The organism is Psychrobacter sp. CAL346-MNA-CIBAN-0220 (assembly GCF_040309805.1).
Lineage (GTDB): Bacteria > Pseudomonadota > Gammaproteobacteria > Pseudomonadales > Moraxellaceae > Psychrobacter.
On the sequence record NZ_JBEOPF010000004.1, the window covers coordinates 119,287 to 138,929 of the forward strand.

The 19,643-nt window shown below is 42.6% G+C and carries 19 protein-coding genes; 5 read left to right on the forward strand and 14 right to left on the reverse strand.

Translation table 11 applies throughout. From position 1 onward, the window contains the following. The first annotated feature begins 29 nt into the window (after positions 1-29). The 3 genes from AAEY88_RS09450 (at position 30) to AAEY88_RS09460 (ending at position 3,575) form a co-directional block, all read left to right on the forward strand. Positions 30-2,060: a DUF4105 domain-containing protein gene (locus AAEY88_RS09450; RefSeq protein WP_350561766.1), complete on the forward strand. Its 2,031-nt coding sequence runs from the start codon at positions 30-32 to the stop codon at positions 2,058-2,060. 138 nt (positions 2,061-2,198) lie between these two features. Beyond that, positions 2,199-3,173 carry a DnaJ C-terminal domain-containing protein gene (locus AAEY88_RS09455; protein ID WP_350561768.1) on the forward strand — a complete coding sequence of 325 codons (975 nt, stop codon included), beginning with the start codon at positions 2,199-2,201 and terminating at the stop codon, positions 3,171-3,173. Positions 3,174-3,251: 78 nt separating this feature from the next. Further along, positions 3,252-3,575 carry a chaperone modulator CbpM gene (locus tag AAEY88_RS09460; protein ID WP_350561770.1) on the forward strand — a complete coding sequence of 108 codons (324 nt, stop codon included), beginning with the start codon at positions 3,252-3,254 and terminating at the stop codon, positions 3,573-3,575. 222 nt (positions 3,576-3,797) lie between these two features. Here AAEY88_RS09460 and AAEY88_RS09465 read toward each other — a convergent pair whose 3' ends face one another. The 4 genes from AAEY88_RS09465 to AAEY88_RS09480 form a co-directional block, all read right to left on the reverse strand. Then, positions 3,798-4,985: an MFS transporter gene (locus AAEY88_RS09465; RefSeq protein WP_350561772.1), complete on the reverse strand. Its 1,188-nt coding sequence runs from the start codon at positions 4,983-4,985 to the stop codon at positions 3,798-3,800. Positions 4,986-5,875: 890 nt separating this feature from the next. Then, the gene (locus AAEY88_RS09470) at positions 5,876-6,337 is read right to left on the reverse strand and encodes a DNA polymerase III subunit chi (RefSeq protein WP_350561774.1); all 462 of its coding nucleotides are present in this window, start codon (positions 6,335-6,337) and stop codon (positions 5,876-5,878) included. A gap of 37 nt (positions 6,338-6,374) precedes the next feature. Next, positions 6,375-8,018 (reverse strand): leucyl aminopeptidase, encoded by a 1,644-nt coding sequence (locus AAEY88_RS09475; RefSeq protein ID WP_350561776.1) that lies wholly within the window; start codon positions 8,016-8,018, stop codon positions 6,375-6,377. A gap of 409 nt (positions 8,019-8,427) precedes the next feature. Beyond that, on the reverse strand, positions 8,428-9,027 hold the full coding sequence (locus AAEY88_RS09480; protein WP_350561778.1) for a cysteine hydrolase family protein: 600 nt from the start codon (positions 9,025-9,027) through the stop codon (positions 8,428-8,430). A 718-nt stretch (positions 9,028-9,745) separates the two neighbouring features. On the opposite strand from AAEY88_RS09480, the gene lptF reads away from it, so the two are divergent. Further along, positions 9,746-11,029 (forward strand): LPS export ABC transporter permease LptF, encoded by a 1,284-nt coding sequence (gene lptF / locus AAEY88_RS09485; protein ID WP_350562061.1) that lies wholly within the window; start codon positions 9,746-9,748, stop codon positions 11,027-11,029. Next, positions 11,029-12,237 (forward strand): LPS export ABC transporter permease LptG, encoded by a 1,209-nt coding sequence (gene lptG / locus AAEY88_RS09490; protein WP_350561780.1) that lies wholly within the window; start codon positions 11,029-11,031, stop codon positions 12,235-12,237. Before lptF ends, lptG begins: the two co-directional genes overlap by 1 nt. Before the next feature lie 90 nt (positions 12,238-12,327). Here lptG and AAEY88_RS09495 read toward each other — a convergent pair whose 3' ends face one another. From AAEY88_RS09495 to AAEY88_RS09540, 10 genes are all read right to left on the reverse strand, one after another. Next, positions 12,328-12,936, reverse strand: coding sequence for a methyltransferase (locus tag AAEY88_RS09495; protein ID WP_350561782.1), 609 nt, complete (start codon positions 12,934-12,936; stop codon positions 12,328-12,330). 124 nt (positions 12,937-13,060) lie between these two features. Continuing rightward, on the reverse strand, positions 13,061-13,327 hold the full coding sequence (locus AAEY88_RS09500; RefSeq protein ID WP_350561784.1) for a hypothetical protein: 267 nt from the start codon (positions 13,325-13,327) through the stop codon (positions 13,061-13,063). Positions 13,328-13,452: 125 nt separating this feature from the next. Then, the gene (locus tag AAEY88_RS09505; RefSeq protein ID WP_350561786.1) at positions 13,453-14,070 is read right to left on the reverse strand and encodes a hypothetical protein; all 618 of its coding nucleotides are present in this window, start codon (positions 14,068-14,070) and stop codon (positions 13,453-13,455) included. Positions 14,071-14,523: 453 nt separating this feature from the next. Further along, a complete protein-coding gene (locus AAEY88_RS09510; RefSeq protein ID WP_350561788.1) occupies positions 14,524-14,862 on the reverse strand; it encodes a DUF3817 domain-containing protein in 339 nt (112 codons plus the stop codon). Positions 14,863-15,047: 185 nt separating this feature from the next. Beyond that, the gene (gene xerD, locus AAEY88_RS09515) at positions 15,048-15,986 is read right to left on the reverse strand and encodes a site-specific tyrosine recombinase XerD (protein ID WP_350561790.1); all 939 of its coding nucleotides are present in this window, start codon (positions 15,984-15,986) and stop codon (positions 15,048-15,050) included. A gap of 164 nt (positions 15,987-16,150) precedes the next feature. Beyond that, a complete protein-coding gene (locus AAEY88_RS09520; protein WP_350561792.1) occupies positions 16,151-17,365 on the reverse strand; it encodes a class I SAM-dependent methyltransferase in 1,215 nt (404 codons plus the stop codon). 170 nt (positions 17,366-17,535) lie between these two features. Beyond that, positions 17,536-17,799 (reverse strand): sulfurtransferase TusA, encoded by a 264-nt coding sequence (tusA, locus tag AAEY88_RS09525; protein ID WP_350561794.1) that lies wholly within the window; start codon positions 17,797-17,799, stop codon positions 17,536-17,538. Positions 17,800-17,857: 58 nt separating this feature from the next. After that, the gene (locus AAEY88_RS09530) at positions 17,858-18,364 is read right to left on the reverse strand and encodes a hypothetical protein (protein WP_350561796.1); all 507 of its coding nucleotides are present in this window, start codon (positions 18,362-18,364) and stop codon (positions 17,858-17,860) included. 32 nt (positions 18,365-18,396) lie between these two features. Further along, on the reverse strand, positions 18,397-18,927 hold the full coding sequence (gene ruvX, locus AAEY88_RS09535; protein ID WP_350561798.1) for a Holliday junction resolvase RuvX: 531 nt from the start codon (positions 18,925-18,927) through the stop codon (positions 18,397-18,399). Between the two features lie 24 nt (positions 18,928-18,951). Next, positions 18,952-19,515 (reverse strand): YqgE/AlgH family protein, encoded by a 564-nt coding sequence (locus AAEY88_RS09540; protein ID WP_350561800.1) that lies wholly within the window; start codon positions 19,513-19,515, stop codon positions 18,952-18,954. Positions 19,516-19,643 lie beyond the last annotated feature (128 nt).

The following is a 19,643-nucleotide window of genomic DNA, read 5'->3' on the forward strand; positions in this document are numbered from 1 at the left end:
GCGATATCTAAAAAACGGTATTTAAAAACATGCAAAAATTATTTTTATGGGTCGTCTGTTTTGGTATGTCCACTGCTTATGCAACAAATTTTCAAGTAACGGAAGTTTATGTCACAGGAACTGATGTAACAGATTCAGCAGTCGCTGACGCAAAAGATATTATTGACTATAGCGATAATAAATCTGATAAAAAAATCTCTGTGGCCAATGACTTAGATAACACACAAGTGGGTGTACAAACTACAGAAGATTTAAAACAAAAACTAGATATTGACCCGCAATATTTAAAAGCATTGTCTGAGCATTCGCAGTGGCAACATTTATTGTTTTATAAAAACGGCAAAGCTGAAGTCATATCGTCAGACTTTTATCTGACAGACCTCAATGCACAATCAACCGACAGCTTTAGTCTTTATGATGAGTTAATAGCTACTCTAAAAAATGTGCGCGATGATAGCATTGTTTGTCGCTATCCAGCCCGGTACTTGTGGCTTGATCGGCATCTGCCTGAATTAAAAATTGATTTGCAACGCTGTCCTAATTTACCGGATTCAAATCAAGAGATTAGCCTTATCTTGGTGAGTAACTATTTAAAAAATCCGGCTTCCTCATTTGGCCATGTATTGGTCAAAACCAGTGCGGCAATGGAGAGCGGTGACCATGTCACTGGGCAACTTTCAGGTAAGGATTTACTGAATAACTCATACAATTTTGGTGCTCGTATTCCACCAACTGACAATGGGGTGATGTATGCCATTAAAGGGCTTTTTGGATTTTATGATGCGGGTTTTTCAGAGGCTGAATTTTTTAAGCACGATGCGGTATATTCTAAAAACGAGCAAAGAGACATGTGGGAATATGTCCTCAATCTTGAAGCGTTTGAAACTCAGTTGTTGAATTACCATTTGTATGAAGCCAAATCTGCGCGCTTTGATTATTATTTTATTAAACAAAACTGTGGCTATCGCTCTGGAGAGATATTAGAGCTAATTAGCGATGTAAAAACTACGGAACGCCTCGGTCCTTGGTATGCCCCAGATTATGTGTTCGACCAATTAATAGAATACAATGACGATGCCAATAACAATACCTCGCCACTGGTTGCCTCAGTCCGTTATTTGCCTTCTGAACAAACGCAGTTAAGACAGAAGTTTGTGCAGCTACCAACATCTATCCAAACTGTCATCAACTCGGTCATTCGTACAGAAAACACAGCGTCACTTTTAACCTTAAATTCGGAAGATAGAGCCTTGGCGATTGATTTTCTAATTTTGCATCGCACTTATAAAATCTCACAAAATGACACTCCTCAGAATCAGGCATTAAAAAAGCAATTATTGAGCCAACGTTTTACCTTGCCTGCTAGCAATAATTTGGCTAAATTGATGATACCTGATAAGCCTTCACCGGCATTAAGCAATAAAACGACCCAAACCAAAGTTATTTTGTCTGAAGAGAGCGCACAAATAGGCGTATCATTATTTGTAAAAGACCCCTTAAATCCTTACAACGATATTAATAAACGCTTTGAAGCCGTACAAGTATCGTTTGGCTATGATTTTGATGAGGATAAGTTGGCGCTTACGGATTTTGTTTTTCTAGATATGCAACAAATCGAAGATTTAGCCCAGCCGTTAGCGGGAGAGCCTAAACTGTCTTGGCAATTAAAAACAGGCACTCGTACGGATTTATTTACCGGCGATAACCATAGTCCTTACGGTCAAGCGGGGATTGGCGCTGGTATTATGTTTGGCGCGCAGGTGCTTGGCTATGGTATGGTAAATGCGGTTGTCCACGATCAAGACAGACATCTGGATGTCGGTGTTGAGCTGGGTTTGCGTACCAAACGACAAGGTCAAGCCGCTGAGTTGTCTTATAGCACTAATAAGCGCGAAGGTCGCTCGCCAATCTCGCAAACTGAGCTGACATTACGGCAACAACTGTCCAAAAATAATGATGCTAGAATCAAAGTAACTCATACTGACACCCACACTAATAATAACGTCGTAAATGATTCGGATAGCCTAAACGCTAGTGTCGCTTGGCACTATTACTGGTAAGGCGTACTGGTAAGGCTTGATTAACGACAGCGTCACGCTATAAACGGTTATTTCACAGTCATGTAGACTTCTATACCATATTGTTTAAAGTTCGCACATCACCACCATTAAAAAGCTTTTACCTTAAGGAAAAATAACATGGCTGAGAAAAATTACTATGACACTTTAGGAGTCAAAAAAGACGCCTCAGACGCCGATATCAAAAAGAAATACCGCAAGCTGGTACGCCAATATCATCCTGATGTCAGCGATGATCCGGACGCCGACAATAAGATTGCCGAGATTAATAACGCTTATGAAACTATAAGAGATAAGGATAAGCGCGCCGAATATGATGCCATGCTCGATAATCCTTTTGCAGGACAAAGCGGATTTGGCGGTCAAGCGAGCGGCGGTGGTGGTCAACGTTGGGAAGATATGAAAGGTCAATTTGGCGACGGCGAAGCCTATGGCGATGGCGGCTTCCGCTTCGATGATATCTTTTCGGCATTTGGGCGCGGCGCACGTGGGCAAGCTGGTGGACAGTCGCAACGTAGCGGTTTTGCTGAGCAAAATAGCAAAGGTCAAGACCAGCATGCAGAAATTAATGTTGATTTAGCGTCGGTCTATAATGGCGATGATTATAGTATTAAACTGAACGTCCCTGTCCGCCAGCCTAATGGCCATGTCAGCTACGATAATAAAACCCTCAGAATTAAAATTCCTAAAGGTATCACCGATGGCAAACAAATTCGTCTAGCCGGACAAGGCGCGGCGGGCAATGGGAGCGGCAAAAATGGTGATTTATTCTTAAAAGTTAAAATTACTCATGCTGATAATATCCGCTTGGATGGTGCTAATGTTTATCAAACCGTAAACATAACCCCATGGGAAGCAGCACTTGGTGAAAAAATTAATGTCAGTACGCCAGCGGGCACCTTAGGCGTTACTATTCCTAAAAACAGTAAATCTGGCAGCAATTTACGCTTGAAAGGCAAGGGTATCCCGGCCAAGCAAGCCGGTGATTTGTACTTAACCTTAAATATTGTTAATCCAGACGTTAGTACCGATACAGCAAAACAAGCCTATGAGCAGCTAAAACAAGCCTTTGCCGATATCAGCATTAGCCGTTAAAAGTAGTCCTTAATAACAGTAATAGAGATAACAACCATACGATACTGATGAAATAAAGCGCAAACGAGGATAATAATTATGAAACACTCGCCTGAATTAACCGACATTATCATGAGCTTGGATGAGCTGGTATCTGCTTGCGGGCAAGAACGCCAATGGGTTATTGCTTTGATTGAAGAAAGTATTATCGAATATGACGTGCCTGAAAGCCAACAGTTCAGTGGTTATCAGCTGACCACCGTTCGCCGAGCGTCACGTCTGAGCCGTGACTTTGAAGCCAGTGTGCCAGCTATCGGCTTAATCATTGAGCTCTTGGATGAGCTGGAACAATTGCGCCAATTTAAACGCCAATGGGAAGTTGAGACCCAGATGATTGAAGTAGATGTCAGTAGCTTAAAATAATTCCTTAACGTACAGTTAATGGTTAAGTTAATGGAAAAATTTACTTCAAACGATGTTTAGAAAAGCTGGTTGAATAACACAGTCATAAATAATGGATGAAATAAAAGGGCAATAGATGCCCTTTTTTATTTTTATAAATAGTCAAAAATAACTGATCTAAGTTAATACGTAAGCGCGTGTGTTTTTATTGAGGTAGCCGCGTTCCAGTTTTTAGCCTAAACTTTAGCTCGAAACAAACCCATTTGTCTTAGCCGACCATACTATTGACAGACCTAGCAGCGCCAGCGCCAACACTGCCCACGGAAACGATACCGCTCCAATACGTTGTAGTAGTATCGCGCCTGCTACCCCGCCACCAGCTACTGCTAAGTTAAATATTGTCACAAACATAGACTGTGCCACATCGGCATTAGAGCCCGCTGCTCCTGCCAGCGCGGTTTGTAGCATGATCGGTGCGCCGCCAAAGGTGATTCCCCATATGGCTATGCCCACTAGCACGAGTGCAGTGGAGCCTCCAGAGAAACCCAATACTAATGCTGCTACCGCGAAAGCGCTCAAACTTATCAAAGCTATGGCGCGTAGCCAGTGATCTACTAATAACCCAGTGAGCCAGATTCCTACCATAGCGGAAATACCGAACAGTAGCAGCACGACATCCACTCGCTCTGCCAGCCCGACCGATGCTAAGAAGGGTTCGATGTAGGTATAGAGAAGGTTATGAGCGGTTATCCATACGAATAGCGTTAGCAATACGGAGCGGATACCTGGCATCAAGAAAATGTGCCGGATTGGCAGGCGCTGTTTAGCTGACTGACCAGCAAAGTCTGGTATCGCTAGACGTACCCAGATTAATAATAACAAGGTTAGAGCTGACATGATCCAGAACACCCCACGCCAGTCGAATAACAAACCCAGCCACGTTCCTAAGGGCACCCCGACGGCCAGCGCAATGGGCTGACCTACACCCGTTATTGCTAATGCACGCCCCCGCATATTGTCTGCCACCATTCGCAATACATAGCCGGGTAATAATCCCCATATCACCCCAGCTGCCATGCCTGCGGCAAAACGTGCGACTATAATGACGCCATAGTGGCTGGACAAAGTCGTAATGATATTAAACACTAACAGACCAGTGACTGCCAGCAAGAACAGCCGCCTGCGGTTCCAACTGCGAGTGGCGGCGATAACTGGGATAGCGGCTAGTACAGAGCCTAACGCATAGAAGGTTACTAACTGGCCTGCTAGCGCTTTAGAAACCCCTAAGGACTCACTTATTTGTGGTAGCAGACCGGCAGGCATGGTTTCGGTCATGATGGCGAGGAAGCCTGCCAAGGTGAATGCTAGCAGCTTCCATATAGGTAAACTTGGGGCGTCAAGCTCAGACTTTTTATGTTCGTCGACACTCATACAGTCATTGCCCCTGTGATCTTACAGGCAATCCAAGTAATACAGGATGTATGGAAAGTGAAGCTAGCACTGTTCATTTTTCTATTAATGTTCATGTTAATTTCTTTTGATAATAGGTAAAAAACCCTTTCCAAGAATGGCTAGGGTATTAGTGTATTTTGAGTACCTATAGATAGATGCTGCTAAGCACCAAAACTGATGATGACAAAGCTACAAAGGTGACTGTGAAATAGATCGAATTTTTCAACTAGAGTCTAAAAGAGAGGTGCAGTATAACTGCGTTTAGAGAGCATACGTATGGTGCTATGTGCGGTTTTGTTAAGCGTAAAACCCTTACTACATATGATGGTTTTTTATTTGGCACCATGGTTTTGAGCCGTATACTTTCCAGTCTTAGCATTCAGTTACTGAGACTGAGACTGAGACTGAGTTGCGAAACTAAGTGTTTTGTTTGAATATAATAAGAGTATCAAATAGTAATTAACTAAATACTATATTGCAGGGCAAGATGAGCAGATTTTAGCCAATTAAGACACCCAATATCAAGCCAATAATAATCAGCGGTACCAGCCCTATTCGTTGGTACATCGCAATCAATGAACGCATTATTTCACCTTTAACCCAATCAATAATAAAAAGCCATTATAACAACGGCATAATAATCGGGGGATGGTAGCATTTTTTCAGATATTCGCCTACTACCGTACAAGAGCTAGTTAGGCTATAGGTAAAAACGAAAAGTATGAAGAGAGGCACAACGCTAAATGGATGCTATGACAGGGGATTGGCTTATCTATAATAAAAATAAAGTTGGCGGCGTTATATTTGGAAGGAGGCTATATTTTAAAAGGTACTGTATTATTTTAGACAAAATCATCACTCACAGAGAACTAGACTTTAAAATGAGTCAATTCATAGCCTAATTGCTGATAGTGTTTATATTTATTGCGGCCATCTTGTACGTTAGATGCATCTGGTTTGATGATTTCAAGAATGCGCGTGGGTACGGCATTACTCGTGGCGGTAATAAAGTCATTGATAGGACGGGCGGTGGTATTAATAATAATACCGGCAAACTCCGCTGGCAGATGAGCCCCCAGTAGAACGGGCGCTACAGGTTTACTTATAAAGGCAACAGAATCAGCGTTTGTCGTAAGAAGGTGATGCGGAATAAAACTACTGGCATCATGACCCCATAGCGCGTCATCAAGCGTGGCCAATAGCGTCTCATCTTCAATAAGAATAAGCAGTGATTGACGGCTTTTGTTGAGCGCCGTTTGGGACAACTGACAAATAAAGCCCAAGAAATCTTGGGCTTTACTCTCACTCAGAACATAAAAACTAATTTTCATAGTATAAATATTCTATATTAACAATCATCATTAACGATTAATCCATTTCTACACAGTTTTTTAAATATTGCATAAATAGTGGTACAGGACGACCGGTTGCTGCTTTTTCGGAACCTGAATTCCAGGCGGTACCAGCAATATCTAAATGCGCCCATGCTTGACCGTCTTCAACGAAGCGCGACAAGAAGCAAGCTGCAGTCACTGCGCCTGCACCCTTACCACCGATGTTTTGCATATCAGCGATCGGCGAGTCTAGCAATGATTGATAAGCATCATCCATTGGCATATGCCAGATAAGATCACCTGATTGATCGCTGGCATTCTCTAGTGCAAATAACACGTCTTCATCATTACTAAATACCGCTGAGCGTACGTGACCTAAGGCAACCACACAAGCGCCGGTTAAAGTGGCAACATCGATGATAGCTTTTGGTTGATAACGCTGGACGTAGCATAAGGTATCTGCTAGTACTAAGCGACCTTCAGCATCGGTATTTAGAATTTCAACCGACTTGCCGTTCATAGCTTTGACAATATCACCGGGACGTGTGGCATCACCTGATGGCATATTTTCTGCGCAAGCGAGAGCGCCGACGACGTTGATAGGTAAGCGCGCTTCACAAAGCGCTTTAATAGTACCCAATACAGCTGCAGAGCCGCCCATATCAAACTTCATCTCGTCCATTGCGGCGCCAGGTTTGATTGAGATACCACCTGAATCAAAAGTAACCCCTTTACCAACTAAAACGATAGGGGCGTCTTCATTTGAAGTTTGTACGTTGCCTTCGTTGTTTTTAGCTGCATTTTTGGCAGATTTTTTGCTTGGGAGTTTATCAGTGAGTGCTTTTAGACCGCTACTGGCTTTTGCACTACTATTTGCTGCTTTGGCGCTAAATTTTGACTTACCTTGGTATTCTAAAAGTACTAGTTTGCCTTCTTTAGCTGAGCCTTGAGCGACCGCTATGAAGCAATTCATACCCAGTGCTGTCATCTCTTCTTCGCCAAGTACTGTTACTTTTAGCACATCAGGATAAGCACTTGCTAGTTCTTGTGCTTGATCTGCCATATAAGCTGGGAAGCAAATGTTACCTGGCTCATTGGCCACGTCACGAGTGAGACTTTGACCAATAAACACCGATTGTACAAAGTCTAATGCAGGCTGTAATGCTTCATCGGCAAGTAAGTAGATATCTGTTAATACTGGCGTTTTTTGTTCAGATTTATATTTATCAAAACGATAGGTCGCTGCTAACAGGTTGAGTGCAAACTGACCAAACTCAGCTTCTTCTAAAGCATCACCTAAGGCGACAGTAATAGACGCAACGCGTTTTTGGGTGCTTTGATAAATGGTCTTGGCAATTTTCTCTAATATAGTGTTGTTGAGCTTATCGCAGTCGCCAACACCAACCAATAATAGCTGGACTGGGTTTTGCTTGGTGGTTTTTTTATCACCGGCTAAGGCATAATCGGCAACCGTTTCGCAGGCTTTACCATTAAAATGAGAAACTTCAATCAGTTGCTCAATCCGTGTTTGGTAATCGCTTAAAGCGGACTCAGCCAGTATATTCTTCTTATCATCGACCAGTACCACTAGGCAAGCTGCATCTTTATCTTTGGCTTCTTTTTTGAGCATTTTTTGCGTATGAGTTTTTGGTAGATGCTGAGTTAATTTAATATTCATATATTGTTATCCTTATTAGAGTCATAATTAGGTGATATGGATAAATATTGGCAGGTTAGAGACCATAATTTCACATCACAAATGTTAAAAACAACAGGCAGCCACACACAATTACTAACCATTTGGCGACAATCATAGATTTAAATGACTGAAGTGATAAAGAACGTAGATGCTAGTGCCGTATCAGAATTAGATTTGTTAGCATGTCGAGCTATCATTATAGTGTAGCATATCAGGTAATAAGTACGCAGTCGGCAAGGGTTAGGTAATGTTTCTGAACCTATTTGCTGCATTATATTGTCGACTGCATACGCCAATACTCGACATGCTATTAACAGGCTAACTAATAGTATGACGGGCATTATTTGTCAATAGGCTGCTTGTTAGCCCGTTATCGTATTCGCTGCAATTAGTTATTAACCAGTTGATCCGTCGATACTAGAGCTGCAAATCTATCTTGAAGCGCCGCCATGGCAGTATCATGCATAACTTCAGCACTGATGGCTTGCCCTTTCGCACTTGGTAAGGCACGAGTCGCACAAGCATCATGGCAAACATAATTCTGAAAACCAAGATCAAAGGCGGCTCTTACGCTTGAGCTGATACACATGTGACTCATAAAACCAGCAAAGATAATTTGTTGTTTGCCAGTGGCCTTTATAAGCTCCTGTAGCGGTGTGTCATGAAAGGCATTGGGGTGCATTTTGGTGATAGTTTTTTCGTCGTTTATTGGTTGTAAGCTATTAACAATGGCAACATTGGAAGATGACGGATCAAAAATATTCTCATTACCGTGATGCGCCACATGAAAAACAGGAATATCTTCATTTCTGGCTTTATCAAGCAGTAGACGTGCGTTTGCAGTCGCTTTGCTACCAGCATCACCTAGAGGCATCGCGCCGTCAACATATTCATTCTGAAAATCAATTAAGACGACAGCACAATTTGACCAATCAAGCGTATCGAATTGACCACCAGCTAGTTCAAGTAGAGTAGAGGGAACAGACATTTTATTCTCCGTTATATGGTCAAACTCATATAAAGTAGCTACAGCGTGCATTCGCTTTTCTTCTGTCGAAAGCAACGAAAGCATCTTATCGAAAGTAACGACAGTTATTTGGTTTCGACTTTATGATGTGAAGCTAAATTCTAACAACTAATGGTTAAGATATTCAGTGCATGATACGAACCATACACAAATTTTTTAAATAAATGAGGCAAAAGCTTATTTGGGGTGATTTATGGTCCTATCATCACTGAGCAAACAGGGCATTACTATTTATAACAATTCAAACTGCAGTTACTGACTATTAAAATATAAGCGATATCAATGATAAAAAATACCCGTAATAGCGAACTAGTAATAATGAAAGAAAGTGGTACGGTTAAAAAGGGCTGATGGCATATATTAGTATCTTAAGCTAACATTACCATGGTATCTATCGAGGGATAAGTACGTAGTTAGCAAGGCTTAGGTAATGTTTACAAACACATTTCACCGCTATTTTTTACAAAAACATGCTAGCATTAGCGGTTATGTCTGACGCTTATATTTAATTGGTTTGGTGCACAACTGTTTCAGTTGCGTTTACGCCCTTTTAAGTAGTAGCCTCAGCAGTTCTACAGACACGCTATTTAAGTGTCGCTTCTATATTTACTTATAAACATGCGATCTCTCGCGTGAACGCCAACTGCTAAGAGTACCTATTGTGATATTACGCCGCTACATGACCCGTCAGGTTGCCTCAACCACCGCTTTGGTATTGGGGTTTTTGATGGTGATGATGCTCGGTGGCCGTCTGATACGTTACTTTGGTATCGCCGCTGAAGGCAACTTAGATATCAGCCTGTTATTCATCATTATTGGTTATAATCTGCCGTACTTCTTGGAGTTAATTCTACCTCTAGCCTTTTTTATTGCCTTGATGCTAGTATTTGGGCGGCTTTACGTCGATCAAGAAATGGCAGTTATTAATGCAAGTGGGGTCTCCCGTGGTAAGCTTGCGCGACTAATGATACCGTTGATTGCAGCGCTATTTGTCGGTGAAGCGGCGCTGTCCGTAGTCGGTAAGCCGTGGGGGGTACGCTCATCTGAGACCATTTGGCAGCAGCAAGCATTAACCAGTGCCTTTGATCTGATTCGTCCTAATGAGTTTATCAGTAGTGGCAATTATCATCTGTATGTTGGCAGTCTCAGTGATAATAAAAAACAGCTACAAGATGTGATACTGATACAAACTAAACCGAAAGAAAAAGGGGCTTCTACAAAAAACACAGACTCCGAAATAACAGAGCAATTACCTATTCCAGAACTGTCTAATAAGTTACCTAAAGAATTGATCGATACTATGGACAGCGGCAATCAATCTATTAGTAAAGATACTATTACATTGGCCAAGCGAGCGGTGCAAGTGGACAATGGCGGTAGCGGTGTGACTCAGTTAGACTTATTCCAAGGGCGTCGTTATGAAGTTGGTGCCGGTAGCCTGAAATATAATCAAGTCAGCTTTGATCGCTACCGTATTACCTTAACCGAATCGTCTAAAGAAATAGTGACTGAAAACAATATTGAAACCCAAGCGATAGGGCCATTATGGCAAGCGGCAACTGGTAGCGCGCAAGGCGGCAGTGTCAATGCTATGCAGGCAGCACAAGCGGAACTGGGTTATCGATTGGCGCTTCCGTGGCTGATAATTATTGCGCCTATGCTGGCAGTGCCACTGGCGCAAGTGCGTCCCCGTCAAGGGCGCTGGCTGCGTCTGTTTCCATCTATCTTACTGTTTGTTAGCTGTGCGCTTGGGGTTATTTCTCTTAAAAATGCGGTGAGTCAAGGCAGTGTTAGTGTGTGGGCGTATGCATGGCTGATCTTAGGATTCATAGCATTGGCGCTATATCTAAACTGGGGTAGCCGCATACAACATCGACTGCGTTTCCGCCTTACCGATAAGGCGTCAATAGCAACTGATGCTACTGATAATCAAAGCAATAGCTCACATGGAGGGCAAGCCTAATGCGCTCCTTGCTTTCTAAAAATCAGCCTGCCAAGCTACAAGTACTTAGCCGCTATGTCAAAGTCAATGCGCTACTGGCGATTATTGCCGCCGTACTGGGGCTTTGGGCGCTACAAATCTTGTTCTCTTACCTAGCAGAACTTGATGCGCTAACTGACAGCTATACTATGTCGGATGCACTCAAATACATTTTATATCGCTCACCATATTTTTTAGAGGAGTTTATCCCAACAGGCGCTCTATTAGGCGCAGTTGTTGGCTTGGGGTTACTGGCGAATAAAAGCGAGCTGATAGTCATGCGCGCCTCAGGAATCAGCGTTTATCGTATTGTTGGTTGGGTGTTACAACCCGCCTTGGTTTTTGTACTACTGGCATTAGCAATTAATCAGTTTGTACTGCCGCATACCAATCAATTGGCTAATGAAATTAATAGTGAAGGCAGCAGCTCACTAGTCACCTCCGTACGTGGCTATTGGACGGTGCAGCCACGCTTTAAGACCGTTACTGGAAATGCCAGCAACACTGCCGATACGCCAAACGTCCAGCCGGATGGTAGTGATATTCTTTATATTGATTATGCAGATGTGCAAGGTAATATTGGTGCAGTAAAGCGCTGGCATCTGGATAATAATGGCCACTTGCAAACGGCTATTCATGCTGAAGGAGGAAAATATATCGGTCGTCAGCCAGTCAATACAGCAAGCGCTAAACCAAGCGAGCAATATCGCTACGAGTGGCAATTGAGCAATATGACCAAGCTGATCATTAATCAAGGCTTCAATACCACTCAAGCTAAGTCATCCTCCGATACTTTAAGTCTGCCATTTGCCCCTGAGTCGGTTTATCTACTCACACGTCAAGCCGAAGATTTATCGCTCACCCAGCTGTATGCGCATCGACAGTTTATGCGCCAACAAGGTCAACGTTCATTAACGCATGAGCTGGCGTTTTGGCAAAAGCTCCTCTCACCCTTGTCTATCTTATCGCTAGTGATTGTCGCCTGCTCATTTGTCTTTGGCTCATTACGCACGCACAGTTTAGGCCTGCGAATTGTAGTGGCCTTATTATTTGGCTTATTGTTCAGCTATATCCAAGATTTGGTTGGCTTTGTCTCGCTGGCTACCGGATTTTCACCGCTGTTGATGGTGCTATTACCGATTATCGCTAGCACCATACTTGGTGGTTATCTGCTGAAAAAACAAATGTAAACGGGTATGAATAGACATAAAAAAACACGCTAATAGAATTTATCTTTAGCATGTTTTTTTGATTTAAATTTTGACCGAAACTTCAACGGCTTAATCTTTAGTTGCCATAGTAATGGTATAGGTTTTACCTTGTTTAACTTTCTCACTATTGCCGAATACTTCGGTAAATGAGCGCTTCATAAACTGACGTAGGCCATTGATAGTCACCACATAAAAGCGGCCACCTTTACGCATACGCGCATGGGCGTCGAGGAAATATAAATAGTGCTGCTCTTTACCAACCTTGGCTGGCAAGTTTGACATCACTAGGCTGAAATCTTTTGCTTTATCCACATGGTTAAAGCCGTTCGATAAATGCACATCGACATTATTTAAACCGTTCTTTTCGCAATTACGGCGTGCATATTCCACTGCCATAAAGTCTTTATCAATCAACGTATGCTGACCATCTGGACATTCGCGTGCTGCTGCCATTCCTAGTACACCATAACCACAGCCCAAATCTATTGAGTCATCATCCTGCTCAAAATCAATATAATCGAGTAGCATCAAGCTACCGTCATCAAGCTTTTGCGGAGAAAAAATACCCCACGTGGTCGCAAAATCAAAAGGTTTGCCCAACACATCTTGACGAAAATTAATATCATCGCGCCAGTGTTTTGCTTTTGCTAATAGGTCAGCAGGAGGTCTATGGCTCATGGGATTCTCGTATTATGGATATAAAAAGGGATGCGTCCAATTTATGACAATTAATAAGCCAAAATCAGCGAACGCTTTATAGTGCGTATTGTAGCGAGAAAAAGAGACTTTTGCAGCTATGGATTTATAGAATTGTATTGCAGGATTTTTGAGTTGAGCCAATCGCGCCTTCTGCTTGTATCTGTACTCCGAGCGGGGCGGTCACTATTGGCTGCTGGCATTCCTGCTCAGCGAGACTACCTTCAGCCAAGTGCCCGCAACCCGCCCAGATGTACAGGATACCGCGGCAGTCACGGCTAAACCGCATCTCAAGGCGACTATTATAAGGTGATAAAATTTGAAGAAGAGTAGGGTGTGCCTTGCGCATCTTAATCAAGATAATTTCTAACATCAGTGCGCAAGGCGCACCCTACGACTAAAAAAGGTAAGTATTTGGCAGGGTGCACTTTGTACACCAATATTGATAGGATAGTTAGTTATACGATATACAAGGCACACCGTATAACTTTCTAATAATCAAACCTTATAGATATTCTCAATATTCCAACCTGTAAACTTAACTTCATTGTCAATAAGAATATTTTCAGAGTTATCTTTAAAAGGATTTGAACTTATATTAAAAAGTTCTTCTATCTTATTACGTTGTAAAATGTCTAGATCCTCCCACCAATCAGAAGAAATAAAGGTGTTTTCAGCAGAGCTAAAAAAGAAGTTAATTAAGTAGCTAGACATATCTTTTATATCTATTTCTAGTAGAGAGTTTATAAAGCTATCTACTATATTTGCTTTTTTTAACCAACTGAAAACTACGAATCCTTTTCTGTTACTTGAAAATGCATTGAATGCTAGGTATTCAGGTCTTGCTTCTAGATCCGATAGATCTTGTAGAATCTCACCTTTGAAATTTTGTGTAGGATTAATTACTGATGACACTACAACTGGTAGTGGTTCTGAGGATTCTATGATTAAGAAGTTATAATGCTCATAATTTTTATTTAAAAACTTAAGATCTAGATTGCTTTTAATTTTATATAATTCAATGATCGCTGCTTGTAAGCCTAATTTATAAAAATAGTTATACTCTTGTAGCTTTATTTGAAACAAAAGCGGTCTTCCTCGATCCATATTCTTCATGAAATCTGCTACTTTTAAGGCATTTTAATTAGCATAAATTTCTTTAGCTATAGATCTATAAGTTAAAGCTATACACTGCTCTTGTGTTCCTATAAATGAGGTATCCTCGAAACATGAAAATAATTTTTTGTCGTGCTTTGAACAGAATCCTTTAAAGGTAGAAGCTTTATTTATACCGATTTTTTCAAACCTTAATTTACCCTTACTTTTTTGAAAGCTTACTAAGTTTTGTCTTAACCCTAAAACATGATTAGTGTCATCAGCTATATCCGATAAACCACTAGATTTAGAAACAGTATGAGCTTTTATGATGTTCGTACATTCTGAGTGTAATTTTTGAGGCGCATAGCAAGCTTCTCTTTTCGATAGATCTTGCTCGTATTTTATTACTTCGCCTTTAGAAATAGGCTTTTCACGTTCGCGATCTTTATGGCAACCTTTAAATTTTTAATCCTACCCTCTCAAACTCTTTTTTAATAAATGATCAAATGTAAACGGACCAAATGGCAAAAACGAACCGAGTACACCTGTAGGCATTGCCCAAAACGGCATTTTTATTTTACTAGCTGCGACCACAAGCATCAAGATATAGGCGATGAATAGTGCTCCATGCACCATGCCGATATATTTCACCACTTCTGGAATGCCCAACATATATTTTAGAGGCATGGCGATACCAAGCAATAATAAAAAAGAAGTGCCTTCTAAATAACCTGCAATCGTGAGATTTTTTAATACCGTATTTTGCCTCTTGGTTAGGGTAGACAGGGTGGATGGTTGAGCTTGCAACACTGTATATTCCTCTTACGGTCATCGATTGATCGGACAGCTTAAAAGATTGGCTAGGTTGAATATTTGCAGTTTGGTTTCAATTAGCTGAAATATAGATATGATTTTTTTAAATATTATACAGAAAATCCCCTTTAAGGGATTTTCTCTTGCGAACCTAACGAAGCAGTGCTTCGTTTTAACGGTTCTCACCCTCTAGGATGATGCTCCGCATGCAACTTCTGCAATCGAGCCGTCGCCACATGAGTATATATCTGGGTAGTCGATAAATCACTATGGCCTAAGAGTAATTGCACACTACGCAAATCCGCGCCATGATTCAGTAAATGCGTAGCAAAAGCATGACGCAAGGTATGCGGCGATAAGTCTTTATCAATACTGGCGACTTTAGCGTATTTCTTTAGCAGATACCAAAAGTTTTGCCGGGTCATATAGCCGCCTTGCGCGGTCAAAAATACCGCCTGGCAATTTCCTGCCTTCAAATGAGCAATTAAATCATCGCGACCATGCGTCCAATAATCCTCAAGCGCATCCGCCGCATATTCCCCTAATGGCACTAAGCGCGTTTTATTGCCTTTACCAGTGATTTGTAGCCAGCCAGCATTCAGATTAACCTGCTCTATTGATAGATTAACCAATTCACTGACCCGTAGACCACAGGCATATAGCACCTCTAACATGGCTTTATCGCGCAAACCAAGAGCGGTACTGCTATCGGGCGCAGCGAGTAGATTATCAACATCAGCTTCGGCTAAGTCTTTTGGCAACGGTCGGCCAATTTTGGGGGTTTTAATACGCTCGCAAGGATTGTCTTCACGTAGATTACTGGCAATCATCCATAGATAAAATTGGCGTAGGCTGGAGAGCATTCGTGCTTGTGTGCGTGGGGTTTTACCGTCTTGGGCAAGGATAGATAAGCAATGTAGTACTTCATCAGGTTGCCAAAGTGTTAGAGCGGTATGGCTGGTCAGCTCACAAGAGCGTAAGTCGCGCACATAAGCGTTACGAGTGCGGGTTGCCAGACCACGTGCCAGCATCGCTTGACGAAACTCAGTCATATAGCTCGGCTCGTCATCTACTGCTAGCGCTTTTGGCTGGCGCGGCTGTACGGCACGGTCGCGGCTCATAAGACAATACTCGGTGGTTGTATAGGACAGGATAGGTTAATTCGTTTATAAGTTTATAAGTTTATAAGTTTATAAGTTTATAAGTTTATAAGTTTATCGCCTAGCAATTTTCATAAAATTTTGCTAGGCAATTTTTATGCTCCAGGTACTATTCAGGTATTACTTCAATTATTAAAAGGCACTAAACACCATAACGAGGTAATTTCCGCACTACGCGCAGCAAACAGGGGATCAGTATTGTCTTGGCTGCGACCGTGTTTAGGGTGGGTATCGAGACGGTATTTCACCTCTAAACCGGCATCCGCAAACCAGACCAATAACTCATCACGGCTGCGCAACTGTAAATGTTCCGCTAAATCTGACAGAATCAACCAGACCTCTCCCTGCTCGGCTAAGCGCTGTTTTGCGCCTTGCAAAAACCCGCGCAACATCGCGCTATTGGCATCATAGACTCCGTATTCTAATGGCGAGGTTGGCTTAGCGGGCAACCAAGGTGGATTACAGACAATCAGATTGGCCAATGGTGCGTCAGTCGGAAACAAATCTGCTTGCTGCAACTGTACGGCAGGTAATTCTAAACGCACAAAGTTCTCGCTGGCGCAGGACAAAGCACGCGGATTTAAGTCCGTCGCAATCACCTGTTTCACACCGCGCTGCGCCAAGATAATTGCCAACAGACCGGTGCCGGTACCAATATCAAAGGCAACATCATGTTCATTAGGCAACGGTGCATCGAGCAACAGCTGCACATACTCATGACGGGTTGGCGCGAAGACACCATAATGCGGGAAAATAGATAGGCCTAAGTTTTCAATCGGTACCCCTTTCGCGCGCCACCCCGCCGCGCCTAACGCACCTTGCAAGTCACGAAACGAGAGTAAGCACGATTCATCTATCTTCTCATCTAACTGGCCAAAAGCCGCCGTACAGGCTGCACTCACATCGGGGGCGCGACGTAACTGGCTGACATAACCTTTACCAAGCTCTAATAGCAAACGACTTAATACGCGCGAACGTTGGGTTTGAGCTTGGCGTTGCTGATGAAACAAGTTAGGTATCACCTTAGGTAACACTAAAGATTCAGAAGCGAGCTTAGCAGATTCAGCAGATTTATTAGCTGCTTTGATACTTTTGCGCAGCTCACTGCGTTCAATACGTCGAGTGAGGGCTTGTAGTAATTGCCGCGCATTCTGAAAGTCGCCGTGCCACAGCATTGACGTGCCCGCGCAGGCCAAGCGATAGGCCTCATCTGCTGTCGTTTTGTCGTCAACTAAAACAATACGCGCAGGCGGCACTTGATTGCTTTGGGACAACCAGCGGGCATGACGTAAGGTTTCGTTTTCGTGCCACTGTACATACTGCTTTTCTGTTGCTAACACGCCGCCTACCTTTAATCTGTGAATGATATGTTTTCTATAACGCAAAGATATTTTGAACGCAAAAGATATCTGTACGTTATGTATTGCGCTGTTATCAGTGCTCTATGTAGTTCTAAGTACTTGTGAGTAACCGGAATACATGCAAGTTAGCAACCGACGATTAGTAACTATTAGTAGGCGCTCTTTTTCTTAACCAAATAGCGATACGTTGGCGCCTCATTAAGCGTTTCTTGATGGACAAGCGTGTGCCCCAAGTGACGACAAAAATTAGGAATGTCGCGTGTGGTCGCCGGATCGGTAGCGATCATTTCGATAATATCGCCACTATCTGCTTTACGAATGGTCTTATGCAGCATCATCACAGGCTCAGGGCAAATCAGCCCTTGAGTGTCTAAATGATGGTTAATAGGGGTGTCTAATAGTGAAGTCGTCATAGTTTTGATTTTATAAACCTAATAGATAAGTTTGATAGCTGCTAGCTTATTTATACGCTTACAATGGCGTATTTTCTGTGTCAGTTACAATATCTGTTTCTAACGCTTCATCAGTTTCAGGCAAATCTGCCACCTCTAAAAAGTCAAAAAAGCGCTTAAAACTAACTTTAAATAAAAATGCCACACCAAGCCATGACGCCAAACCTAGCCAAGCGGTATCCGCAAACAGCAACCCACCGATAAGAATAATGCTCGAGACGCCAATAGTCATTATCACCATCGATGCTTGATTGAGACGATAGCGATAAATGACCAGCGCATCATATAAGGTAATAGGAATGGTCAGGGCAATCAACGCATAGGGTAAGTTAAAAAATAACCGATATAGCAACGTATTGTCATGAAACATCTTTATACTGGCAATTGTCCCAAAGACCATGAAGGCGATAATAGCAGCATAGATCAGATAGACTGCAATTTGGTTTGCTCGTTGTGCGCCCTTAATACGGGCAATCGCAAGTGGGGCAAAGCCGTGTTGCGTGGATTGGTCAGAGACATTTGTCATAACGAGCAGTCATCTTTTAGGTAAGTATTGGTTTAATCAGCTTTTATAGCATCAATTGCAATGCTGCTACTAGGGTCAGCAAAGTAGGTAGACATTAAGATACAGGCAGAAATATCATCAATCGGATCGCGCGGATTTTTAATCCAGCCTTGCTCCCAGGCGATCTCACGTGCCGCGACCGAGGTCAGACGCTCATCACACAGCGTTACGGTTGCAGGTATATGTTGCTCTAACAAACGATGGGCCAGACGGCGCGCAAATTTATGGGCGCGCTTAGATATCATCGAGCTGCTGCCGTCCATATTCAACGGTAGCCCAACGACCACTTGAGCAACCCCCCAAACCTTGATGATACCGAGTAAATTATCCCAGTCTGGCTGGCCATTATTCATCACTAAGATATCAAAAGCGCGGGCGGTTTCAGTAAGGGTATTCCCAAGCGCCATACCCATCTTTTTAACCCCATAATCTAGCGCCAATATGAGGTGGGGCTTGATGGTGGGCTCAGCAATACTAGTATCATCGATTTTGTCGATTTCAAAGTCGGTCTCACTATCTACCATAGTAGGGGGTGTTTCCTATTTTTATTAAGCATGACCAATATCACTGCTTAAATAATCAAAATTGACCCCGATTTTATCAGCGGCCAATTGCCAACGTTCTTCAAAAGGCGTATCAAACAATAAGGTTAAGTCAGCAGGGCAGACCAACCAATCGCCACTCTCAAGCTCACGATCAAGCTGCTTTTTGCCCCAGCTGGCATGACCTAAGCACAGCTGATAATGACCAATGCCTTGACCTGCAGCAATGCGCTTTAGAATGTCTTGACTGGTAGTAATACAGACGTTTTCTGAGATCGCAAATGATGACGCCCATTCTGGCTGTCCAGTATGTAGTACAAAGCCTATTTCCGGATACATAGGGCCACCTTCTAATGCCAAGTCTTCCATCACCTGCGGATTAGTGACATCAATATCTAAATCTTCTAATAGCTTACCCACTCGTGATTGCTCTAGCGGACGATTGACCATTAGACCTAGTGCGCCTTGTTTGTCATGACGACAAATATAAATAAGCGCCCGCTCAAACCGTGGGTCTGACAGCTCGGGCGCCGCAATTAAGAAATGATGAGTCAAGTTAGCTTTAGACATAGGGACAGACACAGTATAAAAAAAGGTGAGACACTACTATATGGCGATAACAACCTAAAAATCAACAGACGTTAGCCGCGCTGTTGATCGACTGACGTTAATAGATTGATATTAACGGTTTAGCATCA